This is a genomic window from Burkholderia sp. PAMC 26561, assembly GCF_001557535.2.
In the GTDB taxonomy this organism is placed as follows: Bacteria; Pseudomonadota; Gammaproteobacteria; order Burkholderiales; family Burkholderiaceae; genus Caballeronia.
In genome coordinates this window covers 389,056-412,455 of record NZ_CP014306.1, presented here as the reverse complement: position 1 = coordinate 412,455, position 23,400 = coordinate 389,056, and the positions used below count along the sequence as shown (strand labels likewise).

The 23,400-nt window shown below is 59.2% G+C and carries 17 protein-coding genes; 13 read left to right on the top strand and 4 right to left on the bottom strand.

Annotation, left to right across the window (positions count from 1 at the left end; genetic code table 11):
- The first annotated feature begins 1,151 nt into the window (after nt 1–1,151).
- From AXG89_RS01970 to AXG89_RS01930, 9 genes are all read left to right on the top strand, one after another.
- On the top strand, nt 1,152–2,153 hold the full coding sequence (locus tag AXG89_RS01970; RefSeq protein WP_062000096.1) for a GlxA family transcriptional regulator: 1,002 nt from the start codon (nt 1,152–1,154) through the stop codon (nt 2,151–2,153).
- A 126-nt stretch (nt 2,154–2,279) separates the two neighbouring features.
- On the top strand, nt 2,280–3,794 hold the full coding sequence (locus AXG89_RS01965) for a mannose-1-phosphate guanylyltransferase/mannose-6-phosphate isomerase (RefSeq protein WP_062167449.1): 1,515 nt from the start codon (nt 2,280–2,282) through the stop codon (nt 3,792–3,794).
- Nucleotides 3,795–3,838: 44 nt separating this feature from the next.
- On the top strand, nt 3,839–5,215 hold the full coding sequence (locus AXG89_RS01960; RefSeq protein ID WP_062000094.1) for an undecaprenyl-phosphate glucose phosphotransferase: 1,377 nt from the start codon (nt 3,839–3,841) through the stop codon (nt 5,213–5,215).
- Nucleotides 5,216–5,231: 16 nt separating this feature from the next.
- Complete coding sequence (locus tag AXG89_RS01955; RefSeq protein ID WP_082771311.1) at nt 5,232–6,413, top strand: polysaccharide biosynthesis/export family protein; 1,182 nt, start codon at nt 5,232–5,234, stop codon at nt 6,411–6,413.
- A gap of 87 nt (nt 6,414–6,500) precedes the next feature.
- Entirely contained in the window at nt 6,501–8,732 is a 2,232-nt protein-coding gene (locus AXG89_RS01950) for a polysaccharide biosynthesis tyrosine autokinase (protein WP_062167447.1), read from the top strand.
- 70 nt (nt 8,733–8,802) lie between these two features.
- Entirely contained in the window at nt 8,803–9,921 is a 1,119-nt protein-coding gene (gene gmd / locus AXG89_RS01945) for a GDP-mannose 4,6-dehydratase (protein WP_062000092.1), read from the top strand.
- A 7-nt stretch (nt 9,922–9,928) separates the two neighbouring features.
- The gene (gene fcl, locus AXG89_RS01940) at nt 9,929–10,885 is read left to right on the top strand and encodes a GDP-L-fucose synthase (protein ID WP_062000091.1); all 957 of its coding nucleotides are present in this window, start codon (nt 9,929–9,931) and stop codon (nt 10,883–10,885) included.
- Nucleotides 10,886–10,942: 57 nt separating this feature from the next.
- On the top strand, nt 10,943–12,085 hold the full coding sequence (locus tag AXG89_RS01935) for a glycosyltransferase family 4 protein (protein WP_062000090.1): 1,143 nt from the start codon (nt 10,943–10,945) through the stop codon (nt 12,083–12,085).
- A gap of 150 nt (nt 12,086–12,235) precedes the next feature.
- The gene (locus AXG89_RS01930; RefSeq protein ID WP_062167445.1) at nt 12,236–13,570 is read left to right on the top strand and encodes a glycosyltransferase WbuB; all 1,335 of its coding nucleotides are present in this window, start codon (nt 12,236–12,238) and stop codon (nt 13,568–13,570) included.
- Nucleotides 13,571–13,645: 75 nt separating this feature from the next.
- Here AXG89_RS01930 and AXG89_RS01925 read toward each other — a convergent pair whose 3' ends face one another.
- The gene (locus AXG89_RS01925; RefSeq protein ID WP_162915991.1) at nt 13,646–14,110 is read right to left on the bottom strand and encodes a hypothetical protein; all 465 of its coding nucleotides are present in this window, start codon (nt 14,108–14,110) and stop codon (nt 13,646–13,648) included.
- Here AXG89_RS01925 and AXG89_RS41945 point away from each other — a divergent pair.
- The 3 genes from AXG89_RS41945 to AXG89_RS01915 all read left to right on the top strand — a co-directional run bounded on the left by AXG89_RS41945 (nt 14,109) and on the right by AXG89_RS01915 (nt 17,115).
- Complete coding sequence (locus tag AXG89_RS41945) at nt 14,109–14,303, top strand: hypothetical protein (RefSeq protein ID WP_144022224.1); 195 nt, start codon at nt 14,109–14,111, stop codon at nt 14,301–14,303. The two genes, AXG89_RS01925 and AXG89_RS41945, sit on opposite strands and share 2 nt — an antisense overlap.
- Nucleotides 14,304–14,359: 56 nt before the next feature.
- Entirely contained in the window at nt 14,360–14,998 is a 639-nt protein-coding gene (locus AXG89_RS01920) for a DapH/DapD/GlmU-related protein (RefSeq protein WP_062167441.1), read from the top strand.
- A gap of 377 nt (nt 14,999–15,375) precedes the next feature.
- Nucleotides 15,376–17,115, top strand: a complete 1,740-nt coding sequence (locus AXG89_RS01915) for a GMC oxidoreductase (protein ID WP_062000086.1) — start codon at nt 15,376–15,378, stop codon at nt 17,113–17,115.
- Nucleotides 17,116–17,411: 296 nt separating this feature from the next.
- Here the strand turns inward: AXG89_RS01915 and AXG89_RS01910 are convergent.
- The 3 genes from AXG89_RS01910 to AXG89_RS01900 all read right to left on the bottom strand — a co-directional run bounded on the left by AXG89_RS01910 (nt 17,412) and on the right by AXG89_RS01900 (nt 21,532).
- A protein-coding gene (locus AXG89_RS01910; protein WP_236873360.1) for an IS3 family transposase occupies nt 17,412–18,547 on the bottom strand; the annotation gives its coding sequence in 2 pieces (ribosomal slippage) (nt 17,412–18,298 and nt 18,298–18,547; 1,137 coding nt in all).
- A 292-nt stretch (nt 18,548–18,839) separates the two neighbouring features.
- Complete coding sequence (locus AXG89_RS01905) at nt 18,840–20,030, bottom strand: glycosyltransferase (RefSeq protein WP_062167435.1); 1,191 nt, start codon at nt 20,028–20,030, stop codon at nt 18,840–18,842.
- Between the two features lie 53 nt (nt 20,031–20,083).
- Nucleotides 20,084–21,532, bottom strand: coding sequence for a hypothetical protein (locus AXG89_RS01900; protein WP_062167433.1), 1,449 nt, complete (start codon nt 21,530–21,532; stop codon nt 20,084–20,086).
- A gap of 675 nt (nt 21,533–22,207) precedes the next feature.
- On the opposite strand from AXG89_RS01900, the gene AXG89_RS01890 reads away from it, so the two are divergent.
- Nucleotides 22,208–23,356: an acyltransferase family protein gene (locus AXG89_RS01890; protein ID WP_062167429.1), complete on the top strand. Its 1,149-nt coding sequence runs from the start codon at nt 22,208–22,210 to the stop codon at nt 23,354–23,356.
- The last annotated feature ends 44 nt before the right edge of the window (nt 23,357–23,400 follow it).

Sequence of the window (23,400 nt, the reverse complement as noted above, 5' to 3'; positions counted from 1 at the left end):
GCAACCGGTTGCCGGCGTGCCGGGGCCCATCGAATAAGGCTTTTTAATGTGCTGAGGATAGGCGAGGCGAAACAATCGCGCCAGTCATGGCGATGAACGTTGGCGGATGCTCACTGCATTGGGCTGCCCAATCGTATATGGATGGCGGGATTGCGCGACCACGTGTCTGATCCGGCGTGGCCGGGTGGTCCCAAACTGTAAGGAAAGACGCGTAACTAATCTGTATCAAATCGCACGACGCACTCAAGTGGAGGTTTGCGACCGGTCTATGTGGGCAGCCCCACACAAGCCCGGTTGAAGACCGCTTCAATACAGGTGGTATCGAATTGGTTGGAGTGGGCCGGACTGAACCGCCAGAGGTTCGCTTATTTACGCCACTGCGCAAGCGACTCCGACGCGCTTACGGACCGTCGCACCCTGTTTGTCCGAGGGCGATTGCCTTCTGGCACTGTTTGTCAGGCGAGTTACATAATTTCATAGGATTAATGGAATTCGTTACTCGCATGAAACGCGATTATGTGGAATTTATCGTGTATGGGAATGTATGTGCGCCACCGCACTTTTAAAGTTTGTGTTGCTAATCGGAAGACGGGATTAAATGCGCCGCATAACGCTTGTAATTTAATTTGAAGTGGTTATCTCAGTGCGTTCCGCCACGGTTTAAACGCCAGCTACTTACGGTGTAATTCGCTAACCAGCTTTTTCGATGTATCACGGACGATACGTTTACACCGTCCAGTGCTTGAATCGCCTTCTTCGACAAGCTGCGGACACGCCGGAAAGCCCCGCGGCGCGTGGCTTCAGAAACCGCGCTGAGCGTTGATTTGTATGACGTTGGCAGGTTTTGACTGCCCTGTCCGATATGCGCTATCTGGTCCAACTGGCATTCGTCTTGCAATGTCCTATTCGAAATCAATTCGCCCCCCGCCCATTTCGTTGTGTTTGAAACGAACGGCCGTATTGGAAAAGGGGTGAATGATGGCCAGCGCACGCATTGAAAGGATTTGAATGGCGACGCCGGAATTTTTCCGCCAACATCTCGCTACTTTCAGTCACGACAACCTAATAAAACTTGAGGGTGTCTATGATGCACCGCAATGAGAACGCACTATCCAATCATGTTGGATTCAACAAGTTCGCAGGGGAATGCCATGCCTTACGCCAGTCTTGAACCCGCCGTAATGGGCTGGCTGCAACCGGCTCCCAGAAGCACGCAAGCCGAGATCCGCCGCATCGCGATCCTGCTGTACGACGGATTCTCGCTGCTCGGCGCCGGCATCGTCGCTGAGGTCTTCCATGTCGCAAACGAACTGGCGGTCCTGAAAGCCCGGAACGACTGGAACTACGACGTACGTTTCCTTTCCGTCGAAGGCGGCAACGTGGCGTGTTCTTCGTCGGTGCGCGTCTGGACCGACGGGCTCGACGCGCGTCATTACGGCGGCTTCGACGCGTTGTTCGTGGCCGGCGGCAAGGGCGCGGACAACGCAGCGGGCGATGAACGCATCGTTGAATGGCTGCGTCGCGTTCATTCGAAGACGACCGTGGTCAAGTCAATTGCAGAAGGGCGCAAGGTGCTCGACGCAGCCGGCATTGGTCACGCGGCGGAATCGCAAATCCGCATCGGACATTCGATGATGAACGCAGTTCGCGAAGAGCAGGCAAGCGAAGCCGGTGATCGCTATGAATCCATGAAGGGCGCGCTGCTGATGATCAAGCGCGATCTGGGTGTGGACGTGGCGCGCGGCGTTGCCGAACGTTTGATGCCGGGCTCGGCTTCAAAGCTGGTGCCGTTACTCGGCGACAGCGGCACGGCTTCTGCCGGCGACAAGATTCGCGCGGCTGCCCGCTGGCTGCAGGACAACTGCGAACGGCCGATCTCGGTGGTCGACGCCGCGCAAGTGGCGGCCATGAGCGAGCGCAATTTCCTGCGCCGTTTCAAGATCGAGATGGGCATCACGCCGTCGGACTATCTGCTGCAGGCGCGCCTTGCCGTGACGTGTACGTTGCTGACCGACTCCGAACTGCCGGTCGACAAGATCGCGCGTCGCAGCGGCATGGGCAACGGCGATCGGCTCGCCAAGATCTTCCGCAAGCGCCTTCTCATTTCACCTACCGAATACCGGATGCAAAGCCGCCGCGACGCGGGCGTCTGATCAGACACAGGCCATAGACGTGCAGGACGGCTCGAACCGGGCCGCGCCGAATCATCGGTGCAGCGAGCGCAATCATAATGCGCAGCTTCACCCGGGGAAGACGTTCAAGAAGATAGGATTACTAAAATGAACACGAAGGTGAGGCAGGGAGAAGGAGACGTAGTCACGGGCGCCGAAGGATTGCCGGCTGACTGCCGGCGTCTCGTTCAGGTGGTCCTGGCAGGCGGCTCAGGCACGCGCTTGTGGCCCGTATCGCGCGAAAACTTTCCGAAGCAACTCATTGGCGTTGTAGGCGCCGAGTCCTTGCTGCAAGCAACCGTATTGCGCATGAAGGGTTTTCCCGCTGCATGGGATGTTGCTGCGGAGCCTGTGATCGTATGCGGCGAAGAACATCGCTTTGCCACGGCTGAACAGGTTCGCGACAGCGGCGCGAGCGCGCGGATCGTGGTCGAACCTGCGCGCCGCGATACGGCGCCCGCACTCACGCTCGCAGCGCTCACCGCTTGCGCTGACGGCCAGGACGCGATCCTCGTTGCCATGCCTGCCGATCACGCGATTGCAGACGTGCCGGCACTGCATGCTGCCATCGATACCGCCGCGCGTCACGCGCAAGCCGGCGAGATCGCCACGCTCGGCATTCCGCCAACACGACCGGACACCGGCTTCGGCTACATCCGTCTGGGCGACGCGCTGGAAGACGGCGCGCATCGCATCGACCGTTTTGTCGAGAAGCCGGCAGCCGAACTCGCCGCGCAATACGTCGCATCCGGTAATTTCTGGTGGAACAGCGGCATCTTCATTGTGCGTGCATCGGTATGGCTTGCCGCTCTCGAAAAGCTCCAGCCGGAGATGTACGCGGCATGTGTCTTGTCGCACGAACAAGCGATTAACACTGACGAATACTTGCGTCCATGTGCTGCATCGTTTCAGAAATCGCCATCTGACTCCATCGATTATGCGGTGATGGAGCATCTCGGCAAGCCCGATTCGCCTTTCATGGGTGTGGTCGTGCCGCTTCAAGCCGGCTGGTCGGATCTCGGCTCATGGGATGCGGTCTGGGATGCGATGGACAAGGACGATCAAGGCAACGCGTCAAGCGGCCGGGTGTTGTTCGAAGGATCGACCGCAAGTTATGCGCGTTCGGAAGGTGGCAGGCTGGTCGCGTGTGTCGGGACGAACAACCTGATCGTGGTCGAGACCGATGACGCTGTTCTTGTGGCTGACCGCTCACGCGTTCAGGACATCAAGGGCCTCGTGTCGCGGATCAAGCGCGAGAAGGCGCCCGAAGCCGATACACACAGAAAGGTTCGCCGTCCCTGGGGTTTTTACGATTCCATCGACCATGGCGAGCGCTTCCAGGTTAAACGCATCGTGGTGAATCCGGGTGCGCGCCTGTCGCTGCAAATGCATCACCACCGCGCGGAGCATTGGATCGTTGTGAGTGGCACGGCCCTCGTGACGCGCGGAGAAGAAGAGTTTCTGCTGAGCGAAAACGAATCGACCTACATCCCGCTCGGTGTGCGTCATCGCCTGGAAAACCCGGGTCGCGTGCCGCTCGAAATCATTGAAGTGCAGTCAGGGACCTACCTCGGCGAAGACGACATCGTCAGATTTGACGACAAGTACGGCCGGTGCAGTTAATTAACCGTCAAGCGAAAGATTTGAGCGGTTCGGGGAGAATAAAAATGCGCGGAATGACCAACCTGCTGGCGAGAATGTTCGACGTCGCGATGATCGTGGCGGGTGCGCTCGTGGCGTCGCAGATCCGTTTCGACGATGTATCGCAACGCAGCTTTTATTTGGCGTTCGTGGCTTTCGCGGCGGCGTTTTCGCTTGCCGTGTTTCCCGCGCTGGGCGTCTACGAATCATGGCGCGGCCGCTCGAAGAGTGCGCTCGCCGGACAGGTCGCGTTGAGCTGGCTCATTGTGCAGGCTTGCGCGATGGTGCTGATGTTCTCGCTTCACCGCATCGACTTCGTGTCGCGTCTCTGGTTCGTGTACTGGACCGGGCTGGCGGGTGCCGGAATGATCGCGGGCCGCATGGTGACCCATACGGTGCTCGGCCGGGTCCGCAACGCGGGCCTGAATCTGAAGCAGGTGGCGGTTGCAGGCTGCGGTGATCATTGCGACGAGATCGTCCGCAAGATCGACCTGGCACCGGCCGCTGGTTTTCGTGCGACGGCGGCCTACAACGTACAGACTGGCGCCAAGCTGAATACCCGCGTGCCGGTCTTCGAAGATCATGAAGCGTTCGCCAATTATGTCCGCACGCAGAACGTGGGCGAAGTATGGCTTGCGCTGCCGCTGACGGAAGAACGCACGATCCTCAAGCTCGTCGACGAATTCCGCAACGACCTTATCAATATCCGTTTCATGCCGGACGTCCGCACGCTTTCGCTGTTCGAAGGCAGCGTGACGAACCTGCTCGGCGTGCCGACCATCAATCTGGCTGCTTCGCCATTGCCACCGAACGCGATGATGCAAAAAGAGATCTTCGATCGCGTGTTCGCAGCAGCAGCACTCATTGCCGTAGCGCCGGTGATGATCGCTTGCGCGGTCGCCGTCAAGATCAGTTCGCGTGGCCCGGTGTTCTTCAAGCAGCGCAGAAAAGGCGCCGATGGCCGTGTCTTCAGCATCTACAAGTTCCGCTCCATGCGCATGCACGTGGAGAAAGAAGGGGAGTTGCGGCAGGCCACGCGCAACGATCCGCGCATCACCCGTGTTGGCGCGTTCCTGCGCCGCACGAGCCTCGACGAGTTGCCGCAATTCTTCAACGTGCTGCGCGGCGACATGTCGGTGGTGGGACCGCGTCCGCATGCACTCGAGCATGACGATCTTTATCAGAAAGTCGTCTCGGGTTACATCCATCGGTACCGGATCAAGCCAGGCATCACCGGCTGGGCCCAGGTCAACGGATTTCGCGGCGAGACTGATCGCATCGAAAAAATGGAGGGACGGGTTGCACATGATTTGTACTACTTGGGTAACTGGTCGTTCGGACTTGATATGAAAATTATCTTTGCGACGATCTTCAAAGGTTTGCGCCACACCAACGCTTATTGAAGCAGGGGACGACAACATGAACAGCCAACAAATATCCGGTGCCACGGCGCCGAACAAAAACAGCCATGCCGTGCCTGGAACGCGTGTGGCCCTTTCCCTCGCGATCGCTGCGATGCTTTCTGCATGTTCGCTGGCTCCTGGCCAGCACATGATCGAACCGGCTGCATTGCCTGTCACGAGCGCCGACAACGGCGACGTGACAAGCGACATCCAGATTCCGATCAAGCAGATCGACCTGACGCTGATCCGTCAGATCCGCGCGGATCAGAAGAACATGGACAAGACGACCAGCCAGCTCGGTCTCTTCGCGAAGGCGACCGGCTACAAGCTGGGACCGGGCGACGTACTGCAGATCACGGTATGGGATCACCCTGAACTCGCGGCTGCAGTCGGTCAGCCGGCGCAGAACACCAAGACGTCGGATGCGGCGCCCGGCTTCGTGGTGGACGGCGAAGGCAACGTGCAGTTTCCGTATGTGAACCGTTCAATCCACGCATCGGGCAAGACTGCCGAGCAGATTCAGCGCGAGATCTATGGCGAGCTGAGCAAGGTATTCGTGAAGCCGCAAGTCACGGTTCGCGTGGCTTCGTTCCGGTCATCGCAGGTGTATGTGGATGGTGATGTGCGTGCACCTGGTGCGCAGACCGTCAACGACATTCCGATGACGCTGACCGAAGCAGTGAACCGTGCCGGTGGTTTTGCACCGACCGCCGACCAGAGCCGCGTGACGATCACGCGCAACGGCACGGCCTACCCGGTGAACGTTGCGCAGATGATGAAGAACGGCAAGAACCCCGCCGACATCATGCTGCAACCGGGCGACATGCTGCATGTGGACGCACGCGAAGACAACACGGTCTACGTGATGGGCGAAGTGAACAAGCCTGCACCGGTTCCGCCGTTGCGCGACGGCACGCTCACGCTTGCCGAAGCACTTGCACAAGCGGGCCAGTTGAACCAGGAAACGTCGAATCCGAAGCAGCTTTTCGTGCTGCGCTCGACAGCGGGGGACACGCCGGTGATTTATCGCCTGGATGCGCGTTCGCCGGTTTCCATGCTGCTTGCGAACCAGTTCCCGCTGGAGTCGAAAGACATTGTCTACGTCGATAACAGCGGCCTGGTCCGTGCGAACCGCGTGCTGAATCTGTTCCTCCCGGCAATCAACGCGGGCCTGACTGCCGCGATCGTTACCAAGTAGTTACTGAAGCTGTGTCCGGCGCCGTCCTTTTCAAAGGCGCCGGCGCGTTTCGTTTGATCGTCTGATCGTTTGAGTGAGCGACAAAAAATGGCCATCAATTTTGAAAACCGCTATGCGGATGTAGTGTCGACGGGGGACGAGCTGCGCTTGTCCGATTACCTGGCGGCCATCTTGGGGAGCTGGCGGATCATCGTTATGGTCACGCTCGCAGTGCTGCTGCTCGGCACGGCCTACGCGTTCATTGCGCCGCCGGTGTATCGCGCCGACGCGATGATCCAGGTCACTGAAAGCCAGGCAGGCGCCAATAACAATAACAATGCGAACGCGGTGCAAACCGTTTCGCAGATGTTCGACGCGAAGTCGACGACCGCCGCTGAGATCGAGCTTTTGCGCTCGCGGCTCGTGGTCGAGGACACGGTCAACAAGCTGCATCTGGATATCACGGCACGTCCGCGTTATTTCCCGATTGTGGGCGGTCTGATCGGCGACGTTCTCGGCGCACGCAATGGCCAGGCGCCGGTGAGCTGGCTGTCGGGTTTTGCGTGGGGCAACGAAGCGATTTCGGTGCCGAAGTTCGACACGCCGAAAGAAGCGTACGACAAGACGTACATCCTGACGGCAGGCGAGGGCGGCAGCTACGTCCTTAGCGATCCTGACGGCATTGCCATCCTGAACGGCAAGGTCGGCCAGGAAGCGAACGGTTCGAGCGCGCTGGGTCCGGTGACGTTGCTCGTCGAACAGATGACCGGTGAGCCGGGCGCGAAGTTCGAACTGACGCGTGCATCGACGCTCGGCACGGTGGACGCGCTGCAAAAGCGCCTCACGGTTGCTGAGACGACGCTGCAGTCGGGAATCATCGCGTTGAGCCTCGAAGGTCATGACGCGAAGCTGACGTCGGCGATCGTGAACAACATCGCACGCCGCTTCGTCCAGCAGGACATGGATACGCGTTCCGCTGAAGCCGGCAAGACCCTCGCGTTCCTCGAGCAACAACTGCCGGAACTGCGTACGCAACTGGACCAGGCCGAGCAGAAGTACAACAACTTCCGTAACAAGCAAGGCACGGTCGATCTCGGCGAAGAAAGCCGTTTGCTGCTGCAGCAAGTCGTCGACAACAAGACGAAGCTGATGGATCTGCAACAGCAACGCGCAGAACTGTCGCAGCGCTTCACGGCGAACCATCCGTCGGTGGCCGCGCTCGATGCACAGATCGGTGCACTGCAAGCCGCGCAAGGTTCGCTGACCAAGAACGTTTCGGTGCTGCCGGATACCGAGCAGACCGCGCTGCGTCTCTTGCGTGATGTCCGCGTGAATACCGAGCTCTACACGAACCTGCTCAACAGCGCGCAGCAGTTGCGCGTCGCCAAGGCCGGTCAAGTGGGCAACGTGCGTGTGGTTGACTTCGCCGAAGCCGCTGATGATCCTGTCCGTCCGAAGCGCCTGATCGTGATCCTGATCAGCCTGGGTACGGGACTGCTGCTCGGCATCATCGTGGCGTTCGTTCGCAAGTCGCTGTTCGGCGGCGTGGAACGTCCGGAAGAAATCGAGAACCGTCTGGGCGTGCGTGTGTTCGCCATCGTTCCGCGCAGCAACCAGCAGCTTCGCCTGCAACAGAAGGTCGGTTCGCGTAGTCAGGGCCTGCACGTGCTTGCTGCGACATCGCCGGAAGATGCTGCGGTTGAAGGCATTCGCGGCTTGCGGACCTCGCTGCAACTGCAGATGGCCGATGCCCGCAACAACGTGGTGATGCTCACGGGTTCGCGTCCTGATGCCGGCAAGTCGTTCCTCTCGGTCAACCTGGCGACGCTGGTTGCATCGACACGCAAACGCGTATTGCTGATCGACGGCGACATGCGCCGCGGCGACGTTCACTCGCACTTTGGCGTGCGTCATATGCCGGGTCTGTCGGACGTGCTGATGGGTTCGGATATCGAAGCGGCCGTGCTGCATGACGTGCTGCCGGGCGTGGACTTGCTGACCAAGGGTTCGCTGCCGTCGCATCCGTCGGAACTGCTGATGAGCGACCGCATGCACGAAGTGCTCGAGTTCCTGAAGCACCAGTACGACCTCGTGATCATCGATACCCCGCCGGTTCTCGCGGTCACCGACGCGACCGTGATCGGCAAACACGCTGGCACGAGCCTGCTGGTGGTGCGCCATGGCCGCAACCAGGTCGAAGAAATCGGAGAAACCATGAAGCGCCTGAAGCATGGTGGCGTGAACATGAAGGGTGTGCTTCTCACCGACGTGCCGCAATCGAAACTGATGTCAGGCAGTTCATATACCAACTACTACGGCTACGAGAGCATCCCTGAGTGATGCCCTGGACACGTTGACGCCGCGGCGCGCGGGACGCGCCACTTTCACTGAGAAAGACGAGAGGCACAAGATGAAACACAAGGTCGCTTTGATCACCGGCGTGACGGGACAGGATGGGTCCTACCTGGCTCAGCTCTTGTTGGAAAAAGGCTATGAGGTACACGGCATCAAGCGCCGGAGTTCGCTCTTCAATACGGATCGCATCGACCATCTCTACAGCGACCCGCATGAGGACGGCCCGAAGCTGGTGCTGCACCACGGGGACCTGACGGATACCTCGAGCATCATGCATATCGTGCAGCGCACCGAGCCCGACGAGATCTACAACCTGGGCGCGCAGAGCCACGTGCAGGTGTCGTTCGAAGAGCCCGAGTACACAGCGAATGCCGATGGTCTGGGTGCATTGCGTATCCTCGAAGCGGTCCGCATCCTGGGCATGGAGAAGAAAGCGCGCTTCTACCAGGCATCGACGTCCGAGCTCTATGGCCTCGTGCAGGAATCGCCGCAGCGCGAAACCACGCCGTTCTATCCGCGCAGTCCGTATGCCGCTGCGAAGTTGTATGCGTACTGGATGACGGTGAATTATCGCGAAGCGTATGGCATGTACGCGTGCAACGGCATCTTGTTCAATCACGAGTCGCCGGTGCGCGGCGAGACGTTCGTCACGCGCAAGATTACGCGCGCCATGGCGCGTATCGCAGTCGGCCTGCAGGAGAACATGTATCTCGGCAATCTCTCGGCGCTGCGCGACTGGGGTCATGCGCGCGACTATGTAGAGATGCAATGGCTGATGCTGCAGCAGGACAAGGCGGAAGACTTCGTGATCGCAACGGGCGAGCAGCACAGCGTGCGCGAGTTCGTGATTCAGGCGGCGGCCGAGCTTGGCGTGCATCTGCGCTTCGAAGGCAAGGGCGTGGATGAGGTCGGTATCGTCGACCGGGTTGAAGGGCGCGAAACCAAACTCGTCAAGGGTGATGTGATCGTCCGCGTCGATCCGCGTTATTTCCGTCCGACCGAAGTCGAAACCCTGCTTGGCGATCCTTCGAAGGCACACGCAAAACTTGGCTGGCGTCCCACTACGACTTTCTCCGCGCTCGTCAAGGAGATGGTTCGTTCGGATTACCAGATCGCACGGCGTGACGCCCTCGTCACGCTGGCCGGATTCAAAGCCCTTGAACACCACGAGTAAAAAAATCATGGACAAAAACGCACGCATTTTTGTAGCGGGTCATCGGGGCATGGTGGGTTCCGCGCTGGTGCGCCGGCTCACCGACGCAGGATACAAGAACATCATCACGCGAACGCGTTCGCAGCTCGACCTGACGGATCAGGTGGGTGTGAACATGTTCTTCGAGAAGGAGAGCATCGACGTCGTGATGCTCGCGGCCGCGAAGGTCGGCGGGATTCTTGCGAATTCGACGCTGCCGGCATCGTTCATTTACGAAAACCTCACGATCGAAACCAACGTGATCCATGCGGCATGCCGCTGGAATGTTTCGAAACTGGTGTTCTTTGGTTCGTCTTGTATCTACCCGAAAGCGTGTCCGCAGCCGATCAAGGAAGAGTACCTCCTGACCTCCGCGCTGGAACCGACCAACGAGGCGTATGCGATTGCGAAGATTGCAGGGTTGAAGCTTTGCGAGGCTTATAACCGCCAGTACGGTTGCAAATTCATCTCGCTGATGCCGACCAACCTTTACGGTCCGAACGACAACTACGACCTGAAAAGCAGCCACGTATTGCCGGCGCTGATTCGCAAGGCGCACGAAGCGAAGCTCAACGGCGAAAGCACGCTGACGGTATGGGGATCGGGTACGCCACGCCGTGAGTTCCTGCACGTGGATGACCTCGCGGACGCGTCCGTGTTCCTGATGGAAAGCGCGCATGAGGAAGGCGTGTTCAACGTGGGCGTGGGTGAAGACCTGTCGATCCGCGAACTCGCAGAAACGGTCTGCAGCGTTGTCGGCTTCGAGGGTGAACTCGTGTTCGACGCGACCAAGCCCGACGGCACGATGCGCAAGCTGCTGGATGTATCGAAGCTCGGCAACATGGGATGGCTTGCATCGACGGGGCTCGAGCAGGGCATTCGCGCGACCTACCAGGACTTCTTGCAGCACTACGAGGTGCTGAGCCAGCAGCCGGCTCACGCATGAGGCCGGCGGTGCCTCATGCCTCGTGAAGTACACGCTACCAATAGGGATAACTAGAACATGAACGCCAGGGTCACCATTTTCCATAATGTCGTCTGGTCGCGGCATAAAGGCGCGGTCTTGTCTGCGCTGCACAATATTTCAGGCTCGGGGTCGATCAAGTATTCGATGGTGCAGATCGCCGATACCGAACATGACCGTATTGGATTTTCGGACGTGGATTATTCGTTCCACAGCTATCCGATGCGCAAGCTCTACAACGGCTGTTATGAAGACGTTCCGACCTGGCGCATGACAGCGCGCCTTACGTGGGAAGTGCTGAAGGCGAAGACGGATCTGGTCGTGCTGCCGGGTTATCACCGCCCCGAATACTGGGCGATGATGGCGGCCTGCATTCTCACGGGCAAGCGCCGCGCCGTATTCTGCGATTCCACGGGACGTGACCGGCCGCGCAAGATGCTTACGTCGATTCCGAAGCGCGTGTTCTTCTCGCTATGCGATGGTTATTTCGGCTTCGGGGAACGCAGCCGCGAATATCTGATGTCGCTTGGTGCAAAGCAGGAAAAGATTTTCATCCCGTGCCAGGCAGCAGCGTTGCCGCGTTCGTTCTCGCCTGAACGCGCGCTGGAGGACCGGATGCATTACCGCGCGGGATCGAAGCCGGTGTTCGTCTACGTGGGACGGTTGTCGCCGGAGAAGGGCATTGGCACGCTGATCGATGCGTTCCGCGGCTTGAAAGAACGTATTCCCGATGCATCGCTGCGCATTGTCGGCACCGGTCCAATGGGCGACGAACTCAAGGCCAAGGTCGCGGACATGAGCATGACGGATTCGATCACGTTCCTCGGCAGCTTGCAGGACGAGCCGCTTTCGATCGAATACTTCGGTGCGACGTGCATGGTGTTGCCGAGCATGAGCGAACCGTGGGGTCTCGTTGTCAACGAGGCGTTGAGCCATGGTTGTCCGTCGATTGTGAGCGAGAGCTGCGGCTGCGTGCCGGAACTCGTGATCGATGGTGTATCGGGTTATGCATTCCCCGCCGGTGACGTACCGGCTTTGCAACGCACGATGCTCAAGTCCATAGAAGCATTCGCCGATACCGCAGGTTCGGCGAGGCGCTGTATGGATGTGATCCAGCGTTTCGACCCGCCGTCCGCGGCCGCAAACATTGCAAGGGGCTGCGCGATGATGCTCAGCGACTGACTGCGCCATCCGCTTCCGGTTTCGACCCAACAACCAAGAGAGCCACACATGGTCGCCCCGACGCGCACGCGCCGGAGCGAGTCCCGTGAGTGATGTCTGGCATAAATCCGTTTCGCCGGAGCGCGCTTGTCCGGCGGAAGTGGAGGCAAGATGAGAATCCTAATCTACGGGCTGAACTACGCGCCCGAGCTGACGGGTACGGGAAAGTACACTGCCGAGATGGCGGAGACGCTGCAGCAGCACGGCCACGAGGTTCGTGTGGTATGCGCGCCTCCGTATTATCCGGAATGGAAAATCGCCAAGGGTTTTTCGGCGTGGCGCAATGCACGTGAAACGCGCAATCACGTGCGGATCTGGCGTGCGCCGTTATGGGTGCCTGCTCACCCGAGTGGCTTGAAGCGGATGATTCATCTTGCATCGTTTGCGGCGGCTTCGTTGCCTGCGCTTTTGAAGCAGGCAAGGTGGCGTCCCGATGTGGTGATGACGATTGCGCCGACCATGCTCAACGCGCCCGCCGCATTGATGCTCGCGAAAATGACGGGCGCTCATTCGTGGCTGCACATTCAGGATTTCGAAGTCGATGCTGCGTTCGATCTTGGCTTGCTCAAGAGCGAACGCGCGGGCCGGATCGCACGGTTCCTGGAGCGCGCGATCCTGTGCCGCTTCGACATGGTATCGACGATCTCCGACAAGATGATCGAGCGCGCGATGACGAAGGGCGTGTCGTCATCGAAGATGTTCCGTTTGCCGAACTGGGTGGACATCAGCGCGATCTATCCGTTGCAACGTGCGAACAAGTTTCGCGACGAGCTCGCCATTCCCGAGAACGCCAAGGTCGTTCTGTACGCGGGTAACATGGGGTCGAAGCAAGGCATAGAAGTGCTTGCGGGCGCGGCGCACGCGCTGGCTGGACGCGAGGACATCACGTTCGTCTTTTGCGGCAACGGTGCGACCAAAGCTGACCTGGAGAAATCCTGCGAGAACCTGAGCAACTGCAGGTTCATTGCGCTGCAGCCGGTCGAACGCCTGAACGAACTGCTCAATCTCGCCGATATCCACGTCCTCCCGCAACGCGGCGATGCGGCAGATCTCGTGATGCCGTCCAAGCTCACGGGCATGTTCGCGAGTGGGCGCGTCGTGATTGCAATGGCTCGCCCAGGAACCGAATTGCATAACGTGGTTTCATCGCGTGGTGTGGTCGTGCCGCCCGAGAATGTCGATGCGCTGGCTGCCGCGATCGAATCCCTGGTGGCCAACCCGGAGCAACGTGCAGCGCTCGGCGCAGAGGGCCGGGTGTTTGCGGAACTGCATCTGTCGCCGGCGTGGGTGCTCGGACGGCTCGACGACAAGTTGCGCACGCTCCGGGGAGAACGTGCCGGCGTGCGGACGGTGGAGCGCAAGGACGTCAAGACGGGAAATTCAGGGGTTGCCGCACCCAAGGCGAGTGCCGCGGTGAAGCTCGTGGAGATCGAGAAGATCGATTGATGTATGCCGGATTTTCAAGCCGCCCAATGCATGTTTGCCGGGCGGCTTTTCTATTTGCTGCGGGTATGTTCGTCTTCAATACGGCGACTTGTAGATCTCCATTGGCTTGCGTGCAACCTTGACGCCGTTCGCGCCGTACACGGATTGTGCGGCGGTATCGGGCGTGGCGACGATCTTGCCGTTCGCGTCCTGTACCCGAGCGCCGCGTTTCATGACGACCGTGCCCGGCTTGACAAACGATGCATTGGTTTGCGCGGGGTCCGCATTGTTGTTCATCATGGTCTCGGCAGATGTGGTGGCGGTGCCCGCTTTCGCGCCGTTTTTCGCGCCGTTGCCATTTGCGTTCGGCGCCTGGCCGTAGGGATCGGCATACCCGGCATACGATGACGGGCCCCCCAGCAGCTTGTCTTCGGCCGCGTAGTCACGCGTGCCGGCGTCGCCGGCAGCTGCATGCGCGGCCGGCAAAGCGGACCACGCTGCACCAGCGAGAAGCATGGCCAATACGCGTTGACCCGTTAGCCTGCGAATAGATGATTTCATGACGCACTCCGATGTATCGCTCAAGATGAAGCAGATTGTTATCCCAAACTTGCAGCGCTGTATAGCGGCCGGCACCCCTTGTTTCAAGGTAGCAAATCTTTCGCTTTCCGGTCATGCAGATGCCGCCAAAAGTCTTTCCCTTGCGGCCATTAGTGGGCTGGCGCACCAGAACAACAAGACGCATCGACCATAATCGTTTCATGCGGTGCTGCAATGCACTCACCGCTACGGGCTCGGGGGCCGGCAAACATGCACAGAACAATCGACGAACATTGCATCGAAGAGGATATTGCTGAAGAGGGCATTCCCCATGCTTCAGCAGGGGCGGCCGTAAGCAACGCCCGTGTCATCGACCTGAGCCTGGCGGGCAAGGGCAACTACGTCGCGAAACGCGGCGCGTTGACGGAAGTCGTGTGGTTCTTCCTCGAAGCCGCGATCATCAACAACAAGTTCATACCGGTATCCGCCGTACGCGTCTGGCTGCTGCGCCGCTTTGGCGCGCGCATTGGCGCCGGATGCCGCATGCCCCATCCGATCCGCGTGAAGGCGCCGTGGAATCTGGAAGTGGGCGACAACTGCTGGTTCGGCGTGAACGCCTGGATCTACAACCAGACTTCGATTCGCATTGGCTCGAATGTCTGCATCTCACAAGACGCATTTCTCACGACCGGCTCACACGATCTCGCGACGAACATGGATTTGCATGTCAAGCCGATCGTGATCGAGGACGGTGTGTGGATCACATCGAAATGCGTCGTACAAATGGGTGTGACCATCGGCCGCTCGACAGTGGTGACGCCGCTGTCAGTGGTACATCGGTCGCTTGAAGCAGAAGGTGTGTATGGCGGCAATCCGGTACGGTTTATCAGGAAACGTTTCACCGCCTGAGCTAAAACGGGGCCGTATTCATGTAGGGTTTCATTCGCAATGTGCCGCGCGCGTAGACCAGCGCGCTTGGCCGCATGTGCCTTTATCTTGGCGGGTAACGAAGCGCGCGTCCTACGACTATTACACGCAGGTAAGACTGGCTGATAAGGCTGGTCGATCTGGCTGGGATGATCTCCAGACTGCATGTGGACTGTTCGGACTCGTGTGATGTTTCGTTAGATGAAAGATGGCCGGGTTCTGTCCGGCGCCGGCGGTACAGCGGTACAGCGGACCGCGCGACGCGCTACGGCAGCGAAGCGTTTCTATAACGGGTGGCGACAGCGGATAAGCCGGCAAGACGATTTGGCGAAGCGCTGCACACGAGAGGGAGCACGGGGATGTTCATTGACAGCCGGAATGTAGAGCAGAACGCGGTAGTGAAGACGACCGTCTGCATCATCGGGGCAGGGGTCGCGGGGATCACGCTTGCGCTCGAGTTGGATAAGCAAGGCGTCGATACCGTCCTGCTGGAAAGCGGTGGGTACAAGCCGGACGACGCCACGCGCGATTTGTATCGCGGCGAGAACGTAGGTATTCCTTATACGTATGCCGACGGCAGCCGCAGCCGCTTTCTTGGCGGCAGCAGCAATTGCTGGGGCGGCTGGTGCCGTCCGCTCGATTCGTGGGACTTCGAAAAACGCGATTGGGTGAAGGATAGCGGCTGGCCATTCGGACTCGACGAGTTGCGTCCTTACTATGCCCGCACGCATGCGTTGCTCAAGCTCGGCGAAAACAATTTCGACCCGGCGTACTGGGAAGCGGCCATCGGCCGTGACGATGTGAAGCGTCATCCGCTGCCAAGCGGCACGATCCGCGACACGATCTCCCAGTTCAGCCCGCCGGTGCGCTTTGGCAAGGTGTACAAGGCCGTGCTCGGCGAGTCGTCGCATGTGCGCGTGTTTCTCAACGCGAACGCGATGAACATCGGCACTGACAGCGAAGCGAGGCATGTTTCGCAGATCGATGTCGGCACGTTGAGCGGCCGGCGGTTTTCTGTCTCCGCGAAGATCTTCATCCTGGCGACGGGTGGTATCGAGAATGCGCGGTTGCTGCTTGCGTCGAACAAGGTGCAGGCGGAAGGGCTCGGGAACGGCAACGATGTGGTCGGCCGCTACTTCATGGACCATCCGCGCACCATGCAGGGCAGCATCAAGTTCAAGAAGCCGTGGGCGCGCAACAAGCTCTACGACATCAAGTATCACTATCAGAATGCATCGGTGTCGGCGCATGGACAGTTCATCTCGTCCCAGTTCGCATTGACGCAAAAGGTGCTCGAGCGCGAGCGTTTGCTCAATGCGCGCGTGTGGTTCTACTCGGTGTTTCGCGGCGAGAACACGGAAGGCGCTGAAGCGTTGATCCGATGCAAGCAGGCCGTCTTGCAAAAGGATCAGCCTGGCTGGAGTTTTTCGCAGGACCTGCTGACCATGGCGTCGCATCCTGTGGACACTGCGTGCTTCGGTCTTGCGCGACTGTTGCAGCCGCGTCCGCTCATCACCGACGTCAAATTCCAGACGATCGTCGAGGCCGAGCCGAATCGCGACAGCCGTGTCACCTTGTCGTCGCAAAAAGATGCGCTGGGCATGAATCGCGTGAAGGTGGACTGGCAACTGACCGAGTTGGTCAAGCGCACGTTCGACCGTACCGTCACGCTGCTCGCAGAAGAAATGCAGCGCACGGGGGTGGCCGACGTGCAACTCGACGAGCCGCTGGAAGGCAAGCCGTGGCCGGCGCAACTGGAAGGCACGTGGCATCACATGGGCACGACCCGCATGCACGATTCGCCGAAGTACGGCGTGGTCGATCGCAATTGCCAGGTGCACGGCATGAGCAACTTGTTTGTGGCGGGCAGTTCGGTATTTCCCACGGTCGGGGCGAATTTCCCGACCATCACGATTGCAGCAATGACCTTGCGGCTGTCGGAACATATTCTGAAGGCGTTGCGGGGTGAAGTCTCGCCGCTGGCATCGGTGACATCGATTGGAGCGGGCGCCGAGCGCCGCGTGTCCGAAGAGTCGATGCCGTATGCCGCATCGAAACTTCATGCGCCTTCGGATCTTGCCTTCATGGCGAAGAAGTAGGGCGGCTTGTTTATCGGATAGGTTTGGTTGTTTTTATCCGGTATTCGTAGCCGATTTGAGGAACCCGCCGGTGGAGACATCGGCGGGTTTTCTTTTTGCTGGCGCTCGTTTTGGGCTTTCGCGCGGTGTTTGATGATGCTTGCGAAGGGGTTTTTGCTGCGGTCGGGGTCTATGCTGGGTTGCTGCTTTTCAGGTCATCGCGCGTTTTGCTCTATCTGACTTTTTTAGCGCTTTTAGCCACTGTGCGTGGCGGCACTGTAGTGGTCAAGTAATTGTGGACACCCGCAAAGGGGATTTCATAAAGAACTCGCTTCGTACAGAACCGGCGGCAAATTGTTGGTTGCCGAATGAAGACGCTGATAGTTGTAGTACTTTTCCACGAACTCTCGGATGTCACTTTTTGCTTCCTCATGGCTTTCGTACTCGTGTTCGCCGATCCATTCGCTCTTTAAGCTCCTGAAGAAACGCTCAACCACCGCGTTGTCCCAGCAATTACCTTTGCGACTCATGCTCTGTGTGATGCCGGCGTTCTTCAGATCATCGACAAAGCGTGCGCTCGTGTATTGGCAGCCCTGATCCGAATGGAACATGAGGCCCGCACCCGGTTGTCGGCTGCGGTACGCGTGCTGCAAAGCCCGAATCACGAGTTCCGTGTCAGCCTGGATGTCAAACGCCCAGCCTACAATGCGGCGCGAGTGCAAATCCATGACGATGGCCAGATACGACCAACCTTGCTTACTTCTCACGTACGTCACATCGCCCGCCCAGACACGATTGATCGCACCGGGTTCGAACTTGCGCTCCAACAGGTGCTGTGCCACGTGCGCCTCGCCTTCAGCCTTTCGATACCGGTGAGTGCGCCGCTTGCGCACCACCAACTCTGCTTCTCTCATCAAGCTTCTTGCCCGGTGGCGCCCGACTGCATAGCCTTTGCGCTGCAACGACTGCGCCATCCTGCGGCTACCGTAGCTGGCTCGGCTTTCATCGTGTATCTGACGCGCAGCATCGAGCAGTTGCGAAGAGTGCCGGCGCTGCACACGTGGCCGCACAAATGCGTAGTAGCTGCTGCGAGACACGCCCGTCAGGGCGCACATGGCGATAATCGGATAGGCCTTCCTCAACGAATGAATCACTTCAATGAGCGATCCATTTCTTTCACGAAGAAGGCCGTGGATTTTTTTAAAATCTCCCGCTCCCTTTCCAGATCGGCTACCCGCGCCTCCAGCTCCTTTATGCGCTGCGCGTCCGCGCTAATCTGGTCAGCCGTGCGCGGGGGCGCCGCCTTTTGCGCGCGCCATTGCGCCACCCAGCGCCGTAAAGCCGTGTCGCCAACGCCCATCGCCTTGCTCGCTTGAGCAAAGGAATATCGCTGCTCCACTACAAGGCGGATCGCGTCGGCCTTGAATTCGTCTGGAAAGTCTCGTCTGCCCATTTCTCACCTCATTTAGAGAATTATCCCTTTTTGAGGTGTCCACGACCATTGGACCACTACACACTTCATTTCTTTTTCCAACGGCGAAAAAGAAACGAAGCAAAGAAAACGCCTCCCCACCAAGGGCTCATAAGTGTCCCGAGCGTGCACGTTTAACTGTTTGGTACTTCAGAAGAACGCTCGGCGCCGCAATCACCAACACTTGAACCCCTCCCCCTCCGAACCCCTACATCCACACGCTTCGCCACCAGTGGTCTCGGGCAAGTTCTTAAGGCTTTGGATTGTTGCGGCTCTATGCGGTTTGTACGCTTTGGAGGGGGCCGGCGTCTTCTCTTGCGCCTGTCTGCAAGACGCGCAGCAGGTCCTTCGACATGGCGTCGACCGTGAAGCGGCGGTGGAACGTGTCTTTCGCTTGCCCACGCATTGCGGCCGCTCGCGATGGGTCGAGTTCCAGCCATCGCGTAAGACTCGATACCGTTCCCTCTACCGTGTCGGTTGCAACGAAACCCGCGCCGTCTGCTTCCACCTCGCGCCAGATGTTGACCTTGTCAGAGATGAGCGCCGGCAAGCCGCAGCCCAATGCCTCAGCAACCGCTATGCCGAAGTTCTCCTGATGGGACGGCAGAACAAATGCATCGCTCGCCTGGAATGCACCCCACTTCATATCGCCAAGCAGCATGCCTGTCCACGTGATGCGGTTCGCTATGCCAAGCTCCGCTGCAAGTTTTTGCAGGGTCGGGGTCCAGTCGCCACCGTCCGGGCCGGCCATCACCAGATGCGCCGCCGGATCAATATCGCGGATCTGCGCGAATGCCTTGATCAGCAGATCACATCCCTTCTTCTCATGGATGCGACCGAGGAACAGCAACAGCCGCTTCTCCTTGAGTTCGGGGTATGCGGTGAGGAATGCGTCGCGTACCGGCGCCGATGCTGCCGGCGGCGGGTTCGTACCGAATGCCACGACTTCTTCGTTCGCCTTGTACAAACGGAACGATTGCCGCGCGAGTACGCGTTCTTCTTCTGCCGTGAAAAGCACGCGTTTCGCGTCGCGTAGTACGCGATATTCCGCCCACGGCCAGTAGAGCGCCTTCTTCAAATGCTTCAGCGGGTAGGTGCGCTTGAACCACGGGTCCAGCATGCCATGCGGGAAGACGTAGTACGGCACCTGCATGGCATGCAGCGCTTTCCATGCACCATAGCTGTGGTATTGCCACAAGCCGTTGATGATGACGGCATCGAAGCGCATAGCGTTTTGCTTGAGCCACGGCACGAGGTTCGGCGTCAGGCCGTAATTGCCCTTCGACGGACCCAGCGCATGCACCGTCAGCGGGAACGCAGCGAGCCATGGTGCGGCAGGGTCATCGAGTGTGACGACTTCCACGTCGTGACCGAGCGCCGCCATGTTGACGCCGCTTTGACGCACGCCTTCGGTAGGACCTCCGGCACGCGGGTCGATAGTCGATAACAAATGCAGGATCTTCATGGCCAGGCGCGCTCGATGTTGAATCGTGTCATTGATAAAAAGCCGCGTGAGCCTTATGCCGATGTAAAGCGCGACATCCCGTCACGGCTTTCTTCCAGCGCGGACACATGGCCCGACGGATGCATCGGCATGGAGACGGGCGTGCCGGCAGGCGCCGGCGCGGGTGTTCCGGGACGGCGCTTCTTCGGCATGCCGCGTGAGGCCGCGAGTTCTGCGTTGCGTACTTTCATTGCATATGAAAGGCGCGTGTAGGTCGCGACCAGCAAGCCGAGCGCAACACCAAACACGAGACCCGAATAGCGCGGACCGAGTGGATTACCGCCAATGGAAGTCGCAGGCAATGCAGCCAGCAACAATAGCGAGCGTCCCATGACCGGCAGGTACAGCAGGTCGGGTGCGCGCCGGCGCCATGTGCGATACGCAAAGCCGCCGATCGCGAGTGCGAACAAGATCGCAAGCGGCATCCAGAGGCCGAACATCAGGCCGCCGGCAAACAGTTGATACACCCAGAAGTTGTGACCCGCGGCAAACTCGCGGATCGCATAGAAGTCCTTCTTGGAGAACTGGCCGGCAAGGTAGGGCAGGTAATCAGGCGAGTAGTGATACACCGCGCCATAGCCTCTGCCCGCGATCAACGCAGAAGGCGTCGATGTGACCTGGTCGTACTGGTCTTTCATTTCGGCCAGGCGGGTGATCGTGGTCGGATCGCGCCCGGACGTGGTCTCTTTCGATGCAAAGATGCGCTGCGTCCAGTGATCGGCGACTTCAGGGAAAAACGATGCAGCGCCTGCCGTCATCACAGCGATCAGCACGCCTGTCATGAGCGCGCGCATGCCTGCCCGAACCAGATGGCGCGGCGACGGCGCCGACAGCCAGGTCGCGAACATGAACAGCACGACAGTGCCGACCAGCAGGCTTCGCGTGACGCTCAGCAACTCGATCAGGATCGTGCCGAGGAAGATTGCAAGCGTGAATTTCGTAAAGCGTTTCGCAACGACGAACTGATGCAGGATGACACCCTGCAAACCAAGAAACGTCACCGATACGATCCGGTAGCGCACGTCATCGAGCGGACCGCCGCTCGTCACCATGCCGTACACGAAACTGAAAACGAGTGAAATGACCATCGACCAGAAGATCGCCTTTTCGAAGGCAGCAAGACGATCGCCTTCCCATGGCCGGCACGCAGCGAGATAACCAAGCAGGAACAGGCCGAAGGGCAGCAGGGTACGCAGGTAGTTGCCGAAGTCATTGCCTTGGAGGACTTGCGCCACGATGCTGCCGACCACCGTCATGATCGTGGCAGCCGTGATGATCGAGCGGAACCTCGAACGGCGTGTGAAGCTCGGTGCAATCAGCCAGAGCACGAGGCCCCCGGCCAGCACCGGCAGCGTCATGAGCACCTGTATCACGTGGCTTCCCGCGTCTTCCGCCGCTTTGTAGTCGAGCGACAGCGGGATTAGAAACAGCCAGATCCACAAGTTCGTATATTTGTTGCGCATGGCGGGTCTCTCTTCGACTCTCGGTTTTGAGGCTTCGCTTCAAGGCGCGGCTGATGAATTCGGGCTTGGGCGATGCAAAGCGGATTGGTCGGCCAAGGATGCGGCAACCATCGTGTTGCTTCCGTTGCATGTATCGCATAGCGTCATCGAAACCGCCGGAAGAATGCTGCATGAGTGCGCGAACGAACATTCGCTTGCAGCCCGGCTTCGGCGCACTCGAGCGCATCGGTATCCCGCTTTGGCGCACATATACGACAGCCTGCAACCGCTCGCTGCGAATATAGCAGTGGCCGAATCGGCTGCATCGGCGCAGGCGGTTAAGCACTAGTCTTCGTCGTGAATCAACGGAGCGCGGCCAGTGCGCTGCCGCATGCAACCCCTCTACACAGGGCCTGCGTTCGTTACCGCAGCGCTCCCCACCGTATCGCAATGCAACGCGCTCAAAACGCGATATGAAACCGTTGCGTGCGGCACGCCGCACTCCCTGTCCGTCAACGGCGTGATGTTGGCGGATGAAACCGGGTCAGTGGGACGAATATTCAGGGACCGCCAGATGGAAGACTCGTCGGGCGTTTTGCCTGCACATCGGGATGAAAGCCGGCACATAAGTCAGGAAATAACTACCGAACATCAGGTCGGAAACGCGGAGCAATCGCCGCAGCAAAGGGGATCACCATGGGCTTGTTCGGCAAACCACGTACACAACAAACATCGAACAGGACGATCGAGCTCGACTTCGTCCGCGGCATTGCGATCATCGCCGTGATGGGCTTTCACTTTCATTCCGTCAAGACCGGTTACTGGTTCGTCAGCGCGATCGAATATCCGCTGAAGAGCTTTGGCCGCGAGGGCGTGAACCTGTTTTTTACACTCAGCGGATTTCTCGTCGGCGGCCTGCTGCTCAAGCAATATTCCGAGCATGGACGCATCGACGCCTGGCGCTTCATCATTCGACGCATCTTCAAGATCTGGCCCGCGTATTACGTGCTGATCCTGTTTCATGTGTTCGCCGGACGTCACCCCACGGACACGTTCCTGTTCCAGAACCTGACCCACATGCAGAACTATCTGGGGACGTCGATCAGCCAGACCTGGAGTCTTGCGGTCGAAGAACATTTCTACCTGTTCCTGCCGGCATTGCTGCTCATTTTCGTGCGCTTCAAGGTGGGTGTGAATGCGATCATCGGCACGTTGCTGTCCATTTGCGGGATCGTGTTGCTGGCGCGTTGCGCGGTGGTATCGAACGGGGATGTCGATGCTGCGTTCTTCCAGACGCAATACCGCATAGACAGCTTGCTGTTCGGCGTGATCCTCGCCGCGTTCTACTGGATGAAGCCGGACGTCTACAAGAAATTCGCCGATAAAAAATGGCTGCTCCTCAGCATGGTCGCCGTGCTGGTTGCATGGCTCGTGCTGGGAACAACGCACATTGCGCTCGATGAAAGTATCGGCTTCACCATCCAGGCGATTGGTTTCACCGCTGCCATCGTGCTTGCGATCGAATACTCGAAGGGCATTCGCGACTCGCTGCTGTATCGCGGGATTGCATGGATCGGCGTGTATTCGTATGGCATCTATCTCTGGCATTCGCTGGCGCTTGCGCCCGCCGACATCCTCATCCGCAAGACCGCGGCCATGCACGTTCCGCCGCTTGCCGCGTGGTTCGTCGTACTGGCTGCGCAGTTCTGCATTGCAATCGTGATCGGCTACGTGACCACGCGTGCGGTCGAGTTCCCGTTCCTCAAGATCCGCGATGCCTTGTTCCCCGCCAAACAGCGCAAGGGCGAAATGGAAGTGCCCGTGGTGAGCACTCACGTGTCCTGAGCGTATCGACTGAAACCGCCTGGCAAGCAGCAGCGCCAAGCGGT